This is a genomic window from Pantoea sp. Acro-807, assembly GCF_011752675.1.
Classification (GTDB): Bacteria; Pseudomonadota; Gammaproteobacteria; order Enterobacterales; family Enterobacteriaceae; genus Pantoea; species Pantoea eucrina.
Map to the genome: position 1 here is coordinate 68,194 of NZ_VWXE01000001.1, position 15,257 is coordinate 83,450.

At 58.6% G+C, this 15,257-nt stretch carries 17 protein-coding genes; 11 read left to right on the forward strand and 6 right to left on the reverse strand.

Annotation, left to right across the window (positions count from 1 at the left end):
• Nucleotides 1–38 precede the first annotated feature (38 nt).
• Nucleotides 39–1,409, reverse strand: a complete 1,371-nt coding sequence (locus F3J39_RS00340) for an amidohydrolase (protein WP_166713739.1) — start codon at nt 1,407–1,409, stop codon at nt 39–41.
• An 89-nt stretch (nt 1,410–1,498) separates the two neighbouring features.
• Nucleotides 1,499–2,359 (reverse strand): LysR family transcriptional regulator, encoded by an 861-nt coding sequence (locus F3J39_RS00345; RefSeq protein WP_071668600.1) that lies wholly within the window; start codon nt 2,357–2,359, stop codon nt 1,499–1,501.
• A gap of 87 nt (nt 2,360–2,446) precedes the next feature.
• Here F3J39_RS00345 and F3J39_RS00350 point away from each other — a divergent pair, with 87 nt between their 5' ends.
• The 5 genes from F3J39_RS00350 to F3J39_RS00370 all read left to right on the forward strand — a co-directional run bounded on the left by F3J39_RS00350 (nt 2,447) and on the right by F3J39_RS00370 (nt 7,926).
• Entirely contained in the window at nt 2,447–3,619 is a 1,173-nt protein-coding gene (locus F3J39_RS00350) for a cyanate transporter (RefSeq protein WP_166713740.1), read from the forward strand.
• Nucleotides 3,620–3,836: 217 nt separating this feature from the next.
• A complete protein-coding gene (gene lldP / locus F3J39_RS00355; RefSeq protein WP_166713741.1) occupies nt 3,837–5,486 on the forward strand; it encodes an L-lactate permease in 1,650 nt (549 codons plus the stop codon).
• Entirely contained in the window at nt 5,483–6,247 is a 765-nt protein-coding gene (lldR, locus tag F3J39_RS00360) for a transcriptional regulator LldR (RefSeq protein ID WP_233207401.1), read from the forward strand. Before lldP ends, lldR begins: the two co-directional genes overlap by 4 nt.
• Entirely contained in the window at nt 6,247–7,437 is a 1,191-nt protein-coding gene (gene lldD, locus F3J39_RS00365; protein ID WP_071668602.1) for an FMN-dependent L-lactate dehydrogenase LldD, read from the forward strand. The genes lldR and lldD overlap by 1 nt, the downstream gene beginning before the upstream one ends.
• 60 nt (nt 7,438–7,497) lie before the next feature.
• Nucleotides 7,498–7,926: an OsmC family protein gene (locus tag F3J39_RS00370; RefSeq protein ID WP_094112128.1), complete on the forward strand. Its 429-nt coding sequence runs from the start codon at nt 7,498–7,500 to the stop codon at nt 7,924–7,926.
• Nucleotides 7,927–7,990: 64 nt separating this feature from the next.
• Here the strand turns inward: F3J39_RS00370 and F3J39_RS00375 are convergent, their stop codons facing one another.
• Both F3J39_RS00375 and F3J39_RS00380 read right to left on the reverse strand, forming a co-directional pair.
• A complete protein-coding gene (locus tag F3J39_RS00375; RefSeq protein ID WP_039382924.1) occupies nt 7,991–8,230 on the reverse strand; it encodes a hypothetical protein in 240 nt (79 codons plus the stop codon).
• 111 nt (nt 8,231–8,341) lie between these two features.
• Nucleotides 8,342–8,512 carry a hypothetical protein gene (locus tag F3J39_RS00380; protein WP_166713742.1) on the reverse strand — a complete coding sequence of 57 codons (171 nt, stop codon included), beginning with the start codon at nt 8,510–8,512 and terminating at the stop codon, nt 8,342–8,344.
• 213 nt (nt 8,513–8,725) lie between these two features.
• On the opposite strand from F3J39_RS00380, the gene F3J39_RS00385 reads away from it, so the two are divergent.
• The 5 genes from F3J39_RS00385 to F3J39_RS00405 all read left to right on the forward strand — a co-directional run bounded on the left by F3J39_RS00385 (nt 8,726) and on the right by F3J39_RS00405 (nt 12,634).
• On the forward strand, nt 8,726–8,908 hold the full coding sequence (locus F3J39_RS00385; protein WP_039382925.1) for a hypothetical protein: 183 nt from the start codon (nt 8,726–8,728) through the stop codon (nt 8,906–8,908).
• Between the two features lie 246 nt (nt 8,909–9,154).
• The gene (locus tag F3J39_RS00390) at nt 9,155–9,463 is read left to right on the forward strand and encodes a PTS sugar transporter subunit IIB (protein WP_104084615.1); all 309 of its coding nucleotides are present in this window, start codon (nt 9,155–9,157) and stop codon (nt 9,461–9,463) included.
• A gap of 88 nt (nt 9,464–9,551) precedes the next feature.
• Nucleotides 9,552–10,868, forward strand: coding sequence for a PTS sugar transporter subunit IIC (locus F3J39_RS00395; protein WP_104084616.1), 1,317 nt, complete (start codon nt 9,552–9,554; stop codon nt 10,866–10,868).
• Entirely contained in the window at nt 10,868–11,185 is a 318-nt protein-coding gene (locus F3J39_RS00400; protein ID WP_039382928.1) for a PTS lactose/cellobiose transporter subunit IIA, read from the forward strand. The genes F3J39_RS00395 and F3J39_RS00400 overlap by 1 nt, the downstream gene beginning before the upstream one ends.
• 9 nt (nt 11,186–11,194) lie before the next feature.
• Nucleotides 11,195–12,634 (forward strand): glycoside hydrolase family 1 protein, encoded by a 1,440-nt coding sequence (locus tag F3J39_RS00405; protein ID WP_145339279.1) that lies wholly within the window; start codon nt 11,195–11,197, stop codon nt 12,632–12,634.
• Here the strand turns inward: F3J39_RS00405 and F3J39_RS00410 are convergent.
• Both F3J39_RS00410 and F3J39_RS00415 read right to left on the reverse strand, forming a co-directional pair.
• The gene (locus tag F3J39_RS00410) at nt 12,628–13,650 is read right to left on the reverse strand and encodes a LacI family DNA-binding transcriptional regulator (RefSeq protein ID WP_039382930.1); all 1,023 of its coding nucleotides are present in this window, start codon (nt 13,648–13,650) and stop codon (nt 12,628–12,630) included. The two genes, F3J39_RS00405 and F3J39_RS00410, sit on opposite strands and share 7 nt — an antisense overlap.
• Before the next feature lie 91 nt (nt 13,651–13,741).
• A complete protein-coding gene (locus F3J39_RS00415) occupies nt 13,742–14,389 on the reverse strand; it encodes a type II CAAX endopeptidase family protein (RefSeq protein ID WP_039382931.1) in 648 nt (215 codons plus the stop codon).
• 433 nt (nt 14,390–14,822) lie between these two features.
• Between F3J39_RS00415 and F3J39_RS00420 the strand changes: the two genes are divergently transcribed.
• Complete coding sequence (locus tag F3J39_RS00420; RefSeq protein ID WP_104084619.1) at nt 14,823–15,122, forward strand: I78 family peptidase inhibitor; 300 nt, start codon at nt 14,823–14,825, stop codon at nt 15,120–15,122.
• Nucleotides 15,123–15,257: the final 135 nt, after the last annotated feature.

A 15,257-nucleotide genomic window follows, 5' to 3' on the forward strand; every position in this document is an offset into this window, starting at 1 on the left:
AGGCAGCTGCCGCAGCTGACGGCGAACAGAACCGGCGCTTAACCGGCAAAAAACACCACTTTGCCCCGCTGAAAGGTGGCCTGCACCGGCGCAATCCGCGCCACGGCTTCAGCGGAGCAGCTGGCTGACACCAGCATCATGCTGGCTTCATCCTGCAGCGCAGGCCACTGCCGCACGCCCTGATTAGAGAGCGGCAGAATACCTCCGGTTGCGATATGCAGCGCGCGGCTTAGCCCATACTCATCAGAGCCGCGGTAAAGCTGAGCATAGAGATTGGCTTTTTCCAGCATGCTGCCGGTGCCAAAAGGGGACCAGTGATCGATCACGCTGTCAGTGCCGGTCATCACGTTGACGCCTGCCGCCTGCAGCTGCGGCAGCGGCATGGTCAGTCTGCCGATCGGAATGGTGGACGCCAGGCTAATCTGCTGCTCCGCCATGCCGGCAATCATCCGATCCAGCGCATCTCCTTCCAGCGTGGCCAGTGCAAAGCCGTGGCTCAGCGTTACGCGCCCTTTAAGCTGCGGATGACGGGCAACGGTATCAATCATGTACTGAATAGCCGCTACGCCCGCCGCGCTGATTTCGTGCAGATGGATATCCACGCCGCGCTGATAGTCGAGCGCTATCTGAAACATCGCATCAAGCGACGCTTCCATTGCGCCATCAACGCTGGTCGGATCGAGGCCGCCCACATGCGTGACGCCCGGCTGCATCGCCTCGCGCATCAGCCGATCAACCTTTGAGTGCAGCAGGCCGTGTTGCGGAAAGGCAACAATCCCGCAGCGGAAATCGGGATGCTGTGCCAGCGCCTGCTGCAGGTGCGCCAGGCTCTGCAGGCCGCTGACCGGATCGATGTTGCAGTGGCTGCGCGCTTCGGTGGTGCCTTTGCTCTGCAGCAGGGCAATCAGCGCTTCAGCACGCGCCTGTGAAGTGGGGAGCAGCTGCGGGATCAGCACCTCTTCCCGGGCGATCATATCCATAATGGTTTTGCCCTGACGCGGGCGCGGAGCCTGCCACGGGCCGCCGTAAAACGTCTTATCAAGGTGGATATGCATATCACGGGTGCGAGGCAGCAGCAGCGCGCCCTGTGCATCCCACTGCGGCAGCGCAGCGTTGCGTGGCGTGCTGGCTGGCTCAATCGCGACAAACAGCCCCTCTTTAATCGTGAGGTTGTAGCACGCGGTGCGGGTGGCGATCACCTCGCCGCCTTCGCGTTCAAACGCCTCTTCAAGACGCACGTTGCAGAGCTGATAGTGAGCAGCGTCAGGCGGGGGTAGGGCAGTCTGACAGGCTGGAAGAGCGGGTAACGGCGCGGCGCGACTCATACCGGCAGCCAGCAGGCTTCCGGCGGCGGTCAGGCGAACGCCCTGGCTGAGAAAAGAACGACGGCTGGCAGAGGTAACGGACATAAAAGGCTCCGGATCGCAGGGAAAACCCTAATCTGACAAATCTGCCGGGCCGCCGCTGCGATATTTGCCACTGCCCGGCAGTGGCAAAATCACTGCCACTGCAGATGGCAGAACTCAGCCAGCGCCTGCGCCAGCGTCTGCTGCAGCGCATCCTGCGGCAGACGGCAGAACAGCGCCAGCTCAAAATGTGTGACCGGCGGCAGACCCTCGGCGAGGCCCAGCACGCGATGGCCGGGGAGACGGCAGCTGGCGGGCAGCAGCGTCAGGCCCAGTCCGGCTTCGCTGGCGCTGGCGAGCGCCGCCAGGCTGGCACTGCTGTAGCTGATGCGCCAGCTGCGCGCCAGCTGGTCCAGCGCCTGGCACATCTCCTCCCGGTAGAGTCCCTGCTGCGGGAATACCACCAGCGGGACCGGCGAGCGGGTAAAGCAGGGATGAGCCTGGCTATCGAGCCAGAGCAGCGGCTCAGGGCGCGAGGCGAGGGGACGCTCGCCGCCGGGCTGCTTGATGAGCATGATATCCAGCTCTTCACGCAGCCATGCACGGTGCAGATCAACATACATGCCGCTCATAACATCAAGACGCAGCTGCGGGTGTGCCCGGCTGAAATCCGCCAGCAGCCCGGCGGTCGGCGCTGCAAAATCCTCCGGTACGCCAAGCCGCAGAACGCCGTCTCGCCAGGTATCGCCCATGACATCCCACGCTTCACCGTTAAGCGTAATGATGCGGCGCGCGTAGGCCAGCATCTTTTCACCCTCTTCGGTCAGCGTAACCTGATGTGACGTGCGTACCAGCAGCGCTTTGCCGAGCATCTCCTCCAGCCGGCGCACCTGCTGGCTGACGGTGGACTGAGAAAGATGAACCCGCCCGGCGGCTCGGGTAAAGCTGGCGGTTTCGCAGACGGCAACAAAGCTCAGCAGCTGCTGAGGCGTAAACATAGGCTGACGATTCATTTTTCCACTGTTCGCTATAGCATTATTTTATTTCCCAATAGTAACTACTGCTGCGATGCTGGCAACCTTTTAACACTGAGAGTGTTTATGAACAGAAATTCGCTGACGCTGGCCGCCCTGATCCTGGCCGGACTGAATATGCGTCCGCTGCTGACGTCGGTCAGCCCGCTGCTCGGTCAGCTGCGCCGGGCAATCGGCCTGTCACCGCTGGCGGCGTCGCTGCTGCCGGCAGTGCCGATGATCATGATGGGCGCGGTGGCGCTGCTGAGCGCATCGCTTTTACAGCGTATTGCGCTGCAGCGCCTGCTGCAGGCGGGATTACTGCTGCTGCTGCTGGCGCTGCTGGCGCGTGCAGCTACCGGCAGCGGCAGCGGCAGCGGACTGGTCGCCAGCGCGCTGGTTGCGGGCCTCGGTGCTGGCGTGGTGCAGATGGCGATGCCGGGTGTGATCCGCCAGCGTTTTGCACAGCGCAGCGCTGCCGTAACCGGGCTGTGGGCGGGGGCGCTGATGGGCGGCGGCGGGGTGGCGGCGACGCTGACGCCCTGGATCAGCGCCAGAATGGGCTGGACGCTGGCGTTAAGCAGCTGGGCTTTACCGGCGCTGCTGGCCCTGCTGCTCTGGCTGCGGATAAGGCTGCCGGCGACGGCGACGCAGCCGGCACCGGCGCTGCCCCCGCTGTGGCGCACGCCGCGCGCCTGGTCGCTGGCGCTGAGCTTTGGCCTGGTAAACGGCGGCTACGCCACCTGCGTGGCGTGGCTCCCGGACGCGTATCAGCAGGCCGGCTGGAGTGAACAGGCGGGCGGTTCACTGCTTGGCGTAATGATTTTGTGTCAGGTTATCGGTGCGCTGCTGATGCCGCTGCTGGCCCGCCACACCGACCGGCGTCCGCCGCTGATTTTCAGCCTGCTCTGTCAGCTGACCGGTATGGCTGGCCTGCTGGTTGCGCCGCAGTTCGCCCCCTGGTGCTGGGCCGCAGTGGCCGGGTTTGGCCTGGGTGCCGCGTTTCCGCTGACGATGGTGCTGGCACTTGATCACCTGCCACACCCGCAGGCGGGCGCACGCCTGGTGGCATTTATGCAGGGCGCCGGGTTTATCATTGCCGGCTGCATGCCGTTTGTCGCCGGCCAGCTGCAGGCGTTCAGCGGCAGCTTCTCCAGCGTCTGGCTGATGCAGGGTATGATTACGCTGGGCCTGATTGCGCTGAACCTGCGCTTTCATCCGCACAGCTATACCGGCGCATTTACTCACGTGTCGCGCTGATTGGTCCTACCAAAAGCGCTAAAACCTTTTTGCCTGGTCACACTGCTGCAAAATTCTCCCGCAATGCGTTGCTTTCAGTTAACAACGCATTAACTATCTGACGCCATAAGCCCGGTTTCCTGAATGCGGTCCGACCACTTTCAGCGCGTCACGGGCACTGTTGCACGGTGCATGTTTTGCTGCACCGTGCCGGTTTCACTCCTCCGGAGATAATGGCATGCAGGTATGGCAGCAAAATTATGATCCGCTTAATAATCTGTGGCTTTCCAGCCTGGTCGCAGTGATACCGATTGTTTTTTTCTTTTTTGCGCTGATTAAACTCAAGCTCAAAGGCTACCAGGCGGGCACGGCGACCGTTGTGCTGGCGCTGCTGGTGGCGCTGCTGCTGTATGGCATGCCAGTGAGGCAGGCGCTGGCGTCGGCGGTGTATGGTTTTTTCTATGGCCTGTGGCCGATCGCCTGGATCATCATTGCCGCCGTGTTTGTGTATAAGATCTCGGTTAAAACCGGGCAGTTCGACATTATTCGCGCGTCGATCCTGTCGATCACGCCGGATCAGCGCCTGCAGATGCTGATCGTCGGTTTTGCCTTTGGCGCCTTCCTGGAAGGGGCGGCAGGGTTTGGTGCGCCGGTGGCCATTACCGCTGCGCTGCTGGTCGGGCTGGGCTTCAAACCGCTCTATGCGGCGGGCCTCTGTCTGATTGTCAATACGGCGCCGGTAGCGTTCGGCGCGATGGGGATTCCGATTATTGTGGCCGGGCAGGTCACCGGGCTGGACAGCTTTCAGATTGGCCAGATGGCCGGGCGACAGCTGCCGTTTCTGACGCTGATTGTGCTGTTCTGGATCATGGCGATCATGGATGGCTGGCGCGGGGTGAAAGAGACCTGGCCGGCGGTAATCGTGGCGGGAGGATCGTTTGCCATTGCTCAGTTCCTGAGCTCCAACTTCCTCGGGCCGGAGCTGCCCGATATTATCTCCTCGCTCGCCTCATTGATCTGTCTGACGCTGTTTTTACGTCGCTGGCAGCCGGTACGCATTTTCCGTTTTGAAGAGCGCGATGCAGCTGACGCCATGCCCGGAGCGCAGCGCTATACGCTGGCGCAGATTGTGCGCGCATGGATGCCGTTTCTGTTCCTTACCGCGACGGTGACGCTGTGGAGTATTCCGCCGTTCAAGGCGCTGTTTGCCAAAGGCGGCGCACTCTATGACTGGGTCTTTACCGTGCCGGTACCGCTGCTGCATGAGCTGGTGGCGCGGATGCCGCCGGTGGTGAGTCAGGCCACGCCGTACGCTGCACTGTTTAAATTCGATGTGGTTTCAGCCACCGGCACGGCGATTCTGGTTGCGGCACTGCTGTCGATCCTCTGGCTGCGGATGAAACCGCGCGCGGCGCTGCAGACGTTCGCAGAGACGCTGAAAGAGCTGGCGCTGCCGATCTACTCTATCGGCATGGTGCTGGCGTTTGCCTTTATCTCTAACTACTCCGGGCTCTCTGCTACGCTGGCGCTGGCGCTGGCGCACACCGGGCAGGCGTTTACCTTTTTCTCACCGTTTCTCGGCTGGCTGGGCGTGTTTCTGACCGGATCGGACACCTCCTCCAACGCGCTGTTTGCCGCGCTGCAGGCGACCACGGCGCAGCAGATTGGCGTATCCGATATTCTGCTGGTGGCCGCTAATACCACCGGCGGCGTGACCGGTAAGATGATATCGCCGCAGTCGATTGCGATCGCCTGCGCGGCGGTCGGGCTGGTGGGGAAAGAGTCCGATCTGTTCCGCTTTACCGTGAAACACAGCCTGATTTTTACCTGCATGGTCGGGGTGATCACCACGCTGCAGGCCTACGTGCTGACGTGGATGATCCCGTGAGCGCGCCGCTGCGCGAACGTCTCAGCGCCTGGATCGGCGCGCAGCAGCTGACGCCCGGCATGCGGCTGCCGGGCGAACGCCAGCTGGCGGCGCTGCTGGGCGTCTCGCGCTCCTCCCTGCGCGAGGCGATTCAGCAGCTGATTAACAGCGGTGTACTGATCAGCAAACGCGGCGGCGGCACCTGGCTGTGTCAGCCGCCGGAACCCTGGTCAGAACAGCGTATCGTCGAGCCGATGCGTCAGCTGCTGGCGGCCGATCCCGACTACCGCTGGGATATTCTGGAGGCGCGCCACGCCATTGAGGCCAGCACCGCCTGGCACGCCGCGCTGCGCGCAACGGAAGCGGATAAAGAAAAACTGCGCTACGCCTTTGATGCGCTGCTGCGGCTGAACGACTGCGGCGATCCCGATCTCGCCGCGCAGGCCGATCTGCGTTTTCATCTCGCGATTGCAGAGGCTTCACACAATCTGGTCTTACTGCAGACCATGCGCGGCTTTTTCGATTTGCTGCAGTCATCGGTACTGCACAGCCGTCAGCGCATGTATACCCAGCCGGTGATTTTTAACCGCCTCAATGAGCAGCATCAGGCAATGTTTGATGCGGTGATGGCAGGCGATGCCGCCGCCGCGCGTCAGGCGGCGATGGATCACCTCGGCTTTGTCCATACCACGATGAAAACGCTGCATGAAGATGAAGCGCGTCAGGCGCGCATCACCCGCCTGCCGGGCGAAACGGCAGCGACCCGTAAGGAGAACACCTGATGATTATCTCTGCTGCCAGTGACTATCGCGCCGCAGCGCAGCGCATTTTGCCTCCGTTCCTGTTCCACTATCTTGATGGCGGTGCCTATGCTGAGCATACGCTGCGGCGCAACGTGGCTGACCTCTCAGACGTCGCGCTGCGTCAGCGGGTGCTGAAAAATATGTCCGCGCTGAGTCTGGAAACCCGGCTGTTTAATGAGACGCTGGCGATGCCGGTGGCGCTGGCGCCAGTGGGGTTATGCGGCATGTATGCGCGCCGGGGGGAGGTGCAGGCGGCGCGGGCAGCGGCACAGAAGGGGATCCCCTTTACGCTCTCTACCGTCTCGCTCTGTCCTATCGAAGAGGTGGCGCCAGCCATCAACCGGCCGATGTGGTTTCAGCTCTATGTGCTGCGCGATCGCGGATTTATGCGTAACGCCCTGGAGCGCGCCAAAGCAGCCGGCTGCACAACGCTGGTGTTTACGGTCGATATGCCCACGCCGGGGGCGCGCTATCGCGATGCGCACTCCGGCATGAGCGGGCCGCACGCCGCGCTGCGCCGCTACTGGCAGGCAGCCACCCACCCGCAGTGGGCGTGGGACGTCGGGCTGCACGGCCGGCCTCACGATCTGGGCAACATTTCAGCTTATCTCGGCAAGCCCACCGGCCTGGAGGATTACATTGGCTGGCTGGCTAACAACTTCGATCCCTCTATCTCCTGGCAGGATCTGGAGTGGATCCGCGATTTCTGGGAGGGGCCGATGGTGATTAAAGGCATTCTGGATGCGGAGGATGCGCGCGATGCGGTGCGCTTTGGCGCTGACGGCATCGTGGTCTCCAACCACGGCGGACGGCAGCTCGATGGCGTGCTCTCGTCAGCGCGTGCGCTGCCGGCCATCGCCGATGCGGTTAAAGGCGATATCACCATTCTGGCAGACAGCGGCATTCGCAGCGGTCTGGATGTGGTGCGCATGCTGGCGCTCGGTGCCGACAGCGTGCTGCTGGGACGCGCCTTTATCTATGCGCTCGCCACACACGGCCAGCGCGGCGTAGAGAATCTGCTGACGCTGATTGAAAAAGAGATGCGGGTCGCGATGACGCTGACCGGCGCAAAATCGATCGCGGATATCACACAGGATTCGCTGGTACAGGCTAACGCCCTGCTGAGCGAGGCGGGTTTACAGCCCGCGCGCCCGCGCGCGGTGCGCTGAGCCAGGCAAAACAGAGCGGGTTGTCTATACTCAGTGCTGTCCACTAACAGGAGGAATGACATGACCATTCACAAGAAAGGATCGGCCCATTGGGAAGGTGACATCAAAGGTAAAGGTACCGTCAGCACAGAGAGTGGCGTACTGAGTCAGCAGCCGTATGGTTTTAATACGCGCTTTGAAGGCGGGAAAGGGACTAACCCGGAAGAGCTGATTGGTGCCGCACACGCTGCCTGTTTCTCCATGGCGCTGTCGCTGATGCTGGGCAATGCCGGCCATAAGCCAGAGAGCATCGACACCACCGCCGATGTCTCGCTGGACAAAAAAGGCGAAGGCTTTGCCATCACTAAAGTGGCACTGACCAGCACCGTGTCGCTGCCAGGCGTGGATAAAGATGCCTTTGACGAGATTATTCAGAAAGCGAAAGCGGGCTGCCCGGTATCGCAGCTGCTGAATGCGGAAATCACGCTGGATTACACGCTGAATAACTGATTGCGTCACGCGCAACAGTCAATGTTTTAACGATGCGCCTGCGGGCGCATCGTTGTTTCTGCACTCAGGCATACTCTGCATCATGCAGCGCTTCGCGTACGTTACGCAGGCTGCTGCGCGCAATACGATACGCCTTGCGCGGATCGCCCGCCACAAACTCAAACGTGGGTGAATAGTAGAAGGGAAGCCAGCCATCGAAGCCATTTTCCCACTCCCAGCGCACCGGGCAGGGCCAGAGGATACCGTCATACAAAATGTAATAAACCCAGCGTCCGGCAGGACGGCGGGGGCGCGATTTCTTCATGGGATTCACAACGATGATAGTGTAAAACAGCTTATATTTTGAACCTTATTGCCAGCGCTTGCAATGGCGACTGGCTAAAATGTGAGCAAAGCAGTAAATCCTGGCCTCAATTCAGCGATGAACCTCGCCGCACAGCAAGACCACGTTAGGACGGACTTTGTAGATGCGATTGGCCATGGTTTCACAGGCCGTTTTTGTCGGATAAATACGCTCTGATACCGGCAACGCGTCACAGGCATCGTGCCCGCAGGCACTCACTAATAAAACAAAACCAATCAGCATAACCGGGCTCCTTTAACACCTTCGCGCTGGTACGAAATGTGTGGCTGTGTGTTCCCTTTTTTGATCCAGTATAGACAATTGCCTCACAGGTCAATGAACACCCCGAGCGGCTTTTTTATCCGAACGGTCTGCCAGCAGCGCGCTGCGCATCCAAACCCGGCACAATCCAGGCTAAACTGTGCAGCTGACCCCTATTAAACGAGTGAGAAAAGCATGTCTGATATTGCCCATCCTGCCAGCAGTCCAAAACAGGCTGCACTGCAGCTGGTTATCGAGCTGGTCCGTGCCGGAAAATTAAGCCCTCTGCATGGCGATGCGTCAAATATGATCTCCATTTATGAGCAGTTCAAGAGTCACTTTGAAGCGGATAAACATAAAGATTCTGCTATCTCCTGACAGCCTCAGCCGTCCGGCACGTTCTGCTGCAGCTAACCGATGCTGCGGCGACGGCCAGACGGCTGTTTCATGCAATTATGCCCCTGCCCCTGTATAATCACTCTCCTGCACTATTTTTCTGCCAGTTAATTTATCCGGATTGAGTTTTGATATTTCTCACACTTTCTGTATCCAGATCTGAAACCGGTTGCAGAAAATCTTCTGGCTGTGTATTCGTTAATTAAACATCATTCAAAGGAAACGATCATGCCAAAGATTTTACTGTGCTGTGCCGCCGGAATGTCCACCAGCATGGTGGTGCAGAAAATGGAAAAAGCGGCAAAAGAGCAGGGTGTTGATGTTGAGATAAAAGCAGTGGGCATAGAGGAGTTTAATGAAGAAATTCAGGGTTTTGACTGCTGCCTGCTTGGTCCGCAAATTAAATATAAACTGGCTGATTTCGCTCCGATAGCTCAGCAGCTTAATAAGCCTATCGCCGTCATAAATAGCATGGATTACGGCATGATGAACGGCGAAAAAATATTAGCAGATTCATTAAAACTGATTCACCCCTGAAAATAACGCCCGCACTCAAATAATTCTTCCGCCTGCGCAGCTGCTGCGCAGGTTAATTCTCTTGTTGCCTGTTGCAAGGAGCTTGCCCATGAGCAGCATCAGTGAATCTTTATTTGGCGTCATTGAAAACCGCATCAGCCCATTCGCCGGACGCCTCTCCAGCCAGCGTCACGTCATCGCAATTCGCGATGGTTTCATCGCTTCTATGCCGTTTCTGATTGTCGGCTCGTTTATGCTGCTGTTTGCCCATCCGCCATTCTCTGCCGACAGTTCATGGGCCTTCGCACAGTGGTGGCTGGGTATGGTGCAGGCGCATGAAGCGCAGATCATGATGCCCTACAACATGACGATGGGTATTATGGCGCTCTACATCGCCAGCGCTATCGCCTATAACCTTGCAACCAGCTACAAAATGAACGGTTTTATGGCGGCCAGCCTGTCGCTGATGGCTTTTCTGGTGGTGGCAGCTCCCCAGAGTGACAAGACACTGCCGGTAGGCTCGCTGGGTGGTGAAGGGATCTTCACGGCGATTCTGGTGGCGCTGTTTGCCACAGAAATGATGCATTTCCTGCAGAAACACCATATCGGCTTTAAGCTGCCCGAGCAGGTTCCGCCAAAAATCCGCCAGTCGTTTGATCTGCTGATCCCGATTGTCGCCATTTTTCTCACGCTATTTCCGCTCAGCCTGTGGGTGCAGGCGCAGTTTGGCATGCTGCTGCCTCAGGCGATTATGGCCATCTTCGCGCCGGTTATCTCCGCATCTGATTCACTGCCCGCGGTACTGGTTGCGGTGCTTTTGTGCCATATGCTGTGGTTTGCCGGCATTCATGGTGCGGTGATCGTCGGGGGCATTCTGCAGGCGTTCTGGCTGACCAATCTCGGGCTGAATCAGCAGGCGCTGAACGCCGGAGAGCCGGTCATGCACGTGTTTATTGAACCCTTCTGGCAGTTTTTTATTGTGATAGGCGGCTCCGGTTCCACCATGGGACTGGTGCTGCTTTATCTGCGCAGCCGTTCAGCGCACCTGCGTTCAATTGGCAAACTGAGTATTGTGCCCAGCATGTTTAACATCAACGAGCCGGTGATATTTGGCTCACCGGTGGTGATGAATCCCATCCTGTTTATTCCGTTTCTGCTTGCGCCGCTGGTTAACGCCGTGATCGCCTGGACCGCCACCAAAACTAACCTGATTAATCACGTTGTCTCACTGGCGCCGTGGACCACGCCCGCTCCGATTGGTGCCGCCTGGTCAACCGGCTGGGACTGGCGCGTGATCGTGCTGATCGCCGTGCTGGTGGCGATTGCCACGCTTATTTACTACCCGTTTTTCAAGATGTATGAGCGCCAGCTGCTGCAACAGGAGCAGGAGCAGGCCGCAGCGGCACAACTGGCTAAGGAGTCATGATGGAAATTGATGAAACCACGGTAATGGAGCTGATCATTCAGGCGGGAGAGGCGCGCTCCTGCGCCATGCAGGCGCTGCGTGCGGCGCGTAATCAGGCGTGGAGTGAAGCGGACGCACAGCTCACGGCCGCCACGCAGGCGGCAAAAGCGGCGCATCGTATCCAGACCGAACTGATTGGTGCTGATGAGGGCTGCGGCAAAATTCCGGTCAATTTAATTATGGTACATGCCCAGGATCATCTGATGAACGCCATGCTCTGTCGCGAACTGGCGGAAGAGATCATTCAGCTGCGTCGTGAACTGGCGGCGCAACAGTAAGGAGCAGCTATGCAGCATCATAATCCCGGTGCGTTCCCGGATGGATTTCTCTGGGGCGCATCAACGTCGGCGTATCAGGTTGAGGGCGCATGGAATACGGATGGCAAAGGACCGTCAGTCATCGACCACGCGCGCTTCAGCGATAACGTCACTGACTTTACCGTCTGCAGCGATCACTATCACCGCTTTAAAGAGGATATTGCGCTGCTGGCCGAAATGGGATTGAAAACCTACCGGTTTTCGATTGCCTGGAGCCGCCTTTATCCCGACGGCGACGGCGAGCTTAATCCGGCTGGCGTGGCGTTTTACCAGCAGCTGATTGATGAAATCTGCCGGCACGGCATTGAACCGCTGGTCACGCTCTACCATTTTGATCTGCCGTGGGCGCTGCAGCAGGCGGGCGGCTGGTCAAACCGGCGCACCGTCGCAGCGTTTGAGCGCTTTGCCGTCACCTGTTTTGAACACTATGGCAAGCAGGTAAAATACTGGCTGACCATCAATGAGCAGAACATGATGATCCTCAAGGGCGAGGTCATCGGCACGCTGGCAGAGGGCACAGAAGATGTGCAGCGCACCCTTTATCAGCAGAATCACCATATGATGCTGGCGCAGGCACAGGCGATGATCGCCTGTCATCAGCGTCTGCCGGGTGCAAAAATCGGCCCGGCACCGAATATCTCCTGCGTTTACGCCGCCAGCTCACGGCCGGAAGATGTGCTGGCCGCCGATAATTTTTCAGCCATTCGTAACTGGCTCTATCTCGATCTTGCGGTACACGGACGTTACAACGCGGTGGTGTGGGCCTTTTTACAGCAGCGTGGCTGGCTGCCGGAGATTGCGGCGGATGATATGGCGATCATTGCAGCGGGCAAACCCGATTTTATCGCGTTTAACTACTACGCCTCCGCTACCGTCAGCGCTGACCTGCCGGATGCGGCACGCGGTGAACTCAACAGTAAGCAGAAAGCGGATCAGCAGATGGCGGGCATCGACAGCACGGTGTATGTCGGCTGCAATAATCCGCATCTGTCGCAGAATCAGTTTGGCTGGTATATCGATCCGGTCGGCTTTCGCATCACCGCCCGTGAGATCTACGCGCGCTATGCGCTGCCGCTGATTGTCACGGAAAATGGCCTGGGCGCCTTTGATACGCTGGAAGCGGGCAACAAAGTACATGACGATTATCGTATCGCCTATCTGCGCGATCATCTGCGGCAGCTGCGGCTGGCGATTGCGGATGGCGTGGTGCTGTTTGGCTACTGTCCCTGGTCAGCGATCGATCTGGTCAGTACCCATCAGGGGATCGGTAAACGCTATGGGTTTATCTATGTAAACCGCGATGAACATGACCTGAAAGATCTGGCGCGCTATCGTAAAAAGAGCTTTTTCTGGTATCAGCAGCTTATTGCCAGCAACGGCGCTACGCTCGACGACGCGGTCAGCTACTGATCGCGCCGCGCGGGTCCGTCAGCAACCGACGCGCGTTCAATCAGCCGCCCGCTAAAGGGCGGTAACACGCTAACCGGCTTGCCTTCCAGCATGGCGACCAGCTGCGCCAGCGTGTGCTGGATCATTTCAGCAACCGGCACATGTACCGTGGTCAGCGGCGGCAGAAAAAAGGCGGCCATATTAATGTCATCGAAACCCACCAGAGAGACATCCTGCGGCAGCCGTTTTCCAGCCTCGTGCAGCGCCAGTGCCGCGCCCATCGCCATATCGTCATTACTCGCCATCAGCGCGCTGAACGCGATCTGCGACGCCAGCAGCTGCTGTGTGGCCAGCTGACCGCTGAGCGAGGTCCATGCGCCCTGGATGACCCGGCCAGGCTCAAAGGGTAGCTGATGGGCAGCCAGCGCCTGCTGATAGCCCGCCAGCCGTGCGGCAGCGGTGGGCGAGCCCGGCAGGCCAGTAATAAAGGCGATATCCTGATGCCCGCGCTGGATCAGATACCGTACGGCATCAAAGGTATTCTGCTGATGGGTGGCCCAGACGCAGTGTTCTGCATGCTGCGTCAGCTGCCGGTTTACCACCATAATCGGAATGGCGTGCTGCTCAATCAGCGCTTCCAGCGCGGCCGTATCCAGAAAGCGCGGATAGATAATGATCGCGTCACAGCGCAGATCGAGCAGAAATTCAATGGCCGCCCGTTCATCGTCGGCGCTGGTTTTACCGTCCGCCAGAATCAGCTGGCGCCCGTAGTTATTGGTCAGGGTGGCGGTCTGATAAAGCAGCTCGCTGAAATAGGGGCCATTGAACAGGGAATGGGTGACAATCAGACCAATGTTCTGTGACTTCTGCGTTGCCAGACTGCGTGCCAGCAGGTTAGGACGATAGCCGGTCTCTTCGATCGCCTGAAATACTTTCTGCTGTGTCGCTTTACTGACGTAGCGCGTACCCGCCAGTACGCGCGATACGGTGGCTTTAGAGACGCCAGCCTTCCGGGCCACATCCAGCATTGTAATCATTTTTCCGTCCCATCATCCCTTCACATGTAAGTGTGATAGTAACTGAAAATGCGCGGCGGCAGAGGAGTGCCCAGGTAAACAGTGAAGCCGATCAGGCAAAGAACCAGGCGGGCAGGATCGCAATCAGATTATTCAGCGTATGCAGGAAAATGGGCAGGGCGAGGTTATTACTGCGCAGGCGCGCATAGCAGAGCAGCAGCGAAAAGAGCGTCAGCGCTACCAGCGTTTCCCAGTGCACATATTGCGTATGCAGCGCCGCAAACAGCAGCGACGTCAGCAGCATGCAGGCGAAGCGGCTGCGGGGCGCCCAGAGCAGAAACGCCTGCAGCAGGAAGCCGCGAAACAGCACTTCTTCAAATACCGGCGCCAGCAGTACTGCCGTCAGCAGCAAAATCAGCATTGAGTTGCGCCCCTGCTGGCTCTGCTCAATCAGCCAGCCCTCCGGCTGTAAAAACTGCGTCTGAGCCACCATCAGCAGAAACAGGGCACCAATAAACAGCAGCGTCTGCAGAGGCCGCAGGGCACCCAGCGGAATATCGCTGCGCCGCTGACAATAAAAGCGGTAGAGCGGATAGATCACGGCGAACTCAAACAGGCAGAGTACCGGCACCAGCAGGCCATCATTCCGCAACGCACTATAGTTGGGAAAGAGCGTGATCAGCATCGTTACGAGGTAATAGACAACAAAGCAGCCCGCATAAAACAGGGTTAAGGTGACTTTGTCGGATTGAGTATCCATAGGCGACTCAGCGGGCAGGGGGAATGGCATAGTAGCAATGGCGCTGAGTGCTGTCGAGGTGCGCGATCTCAGATTTCAGTACCACCTGAGCTTTACAATAAAAACCAGGCACGGCGGGCAGATACCCGACGGGCGTGCCTGGCGGTCACCGGCCAGCGCGTTAACGAACGCGAACAGCCACGAACGTCATCAGAATAGCGCAGCCGATAAAAATCATGAGTTCCATAGTAAGCCTCCTCAGATGATTCTTAGAAATGATAGTTTTTTTCTGGGCAAAAGTGAGTCATTTAGTGCGATTAATCCTAAACTGGTCGCAGAAAATAGCCGTTTCCGGCGTGTAAACGGGCATTTTTTCAGCCGTTAGCGTTCGTTTAGGCGCCGCGCTTTGCTACTCTCAGAGGCGACGTAGTTATCTGTTCAGAAGGAGAGAGTTGTGACGCATTGTGGAAAAGTCCTGTTGCTAACCGCTGCCATGGCCTTGAGCGCCTGTCAGTCTGCCGGAAAAAACAGTACCCAGGCTGAGGCCAGCGTGGATCCGGAAACCGATCAGTGCCGCGCATCGCAGTATCAGCATTTTGTCGGCCAGCCGCTGACTGCAATCGGTAGCCAGAAATTTGCGGGTCCGGTACGCGCGATCCCCTGGAACGGTGCCGTCACCATGGACTTTAATCTGCACCGGCTCAATTTCATGGGCGATAAAGAGGGCAATATCACCCGCGTCTACTGCGGCTGACACCAGACGGACACGCGACTGTCATCGGGCTGTCATGCCCGGCGGCGAGGATACTCTGACAAACAGAGATCGCCTCGTCATCTCAGACATGCACTGTTCGTCTTGTTTCTTCCCGCTGCGGCGGGAATTTTTTTA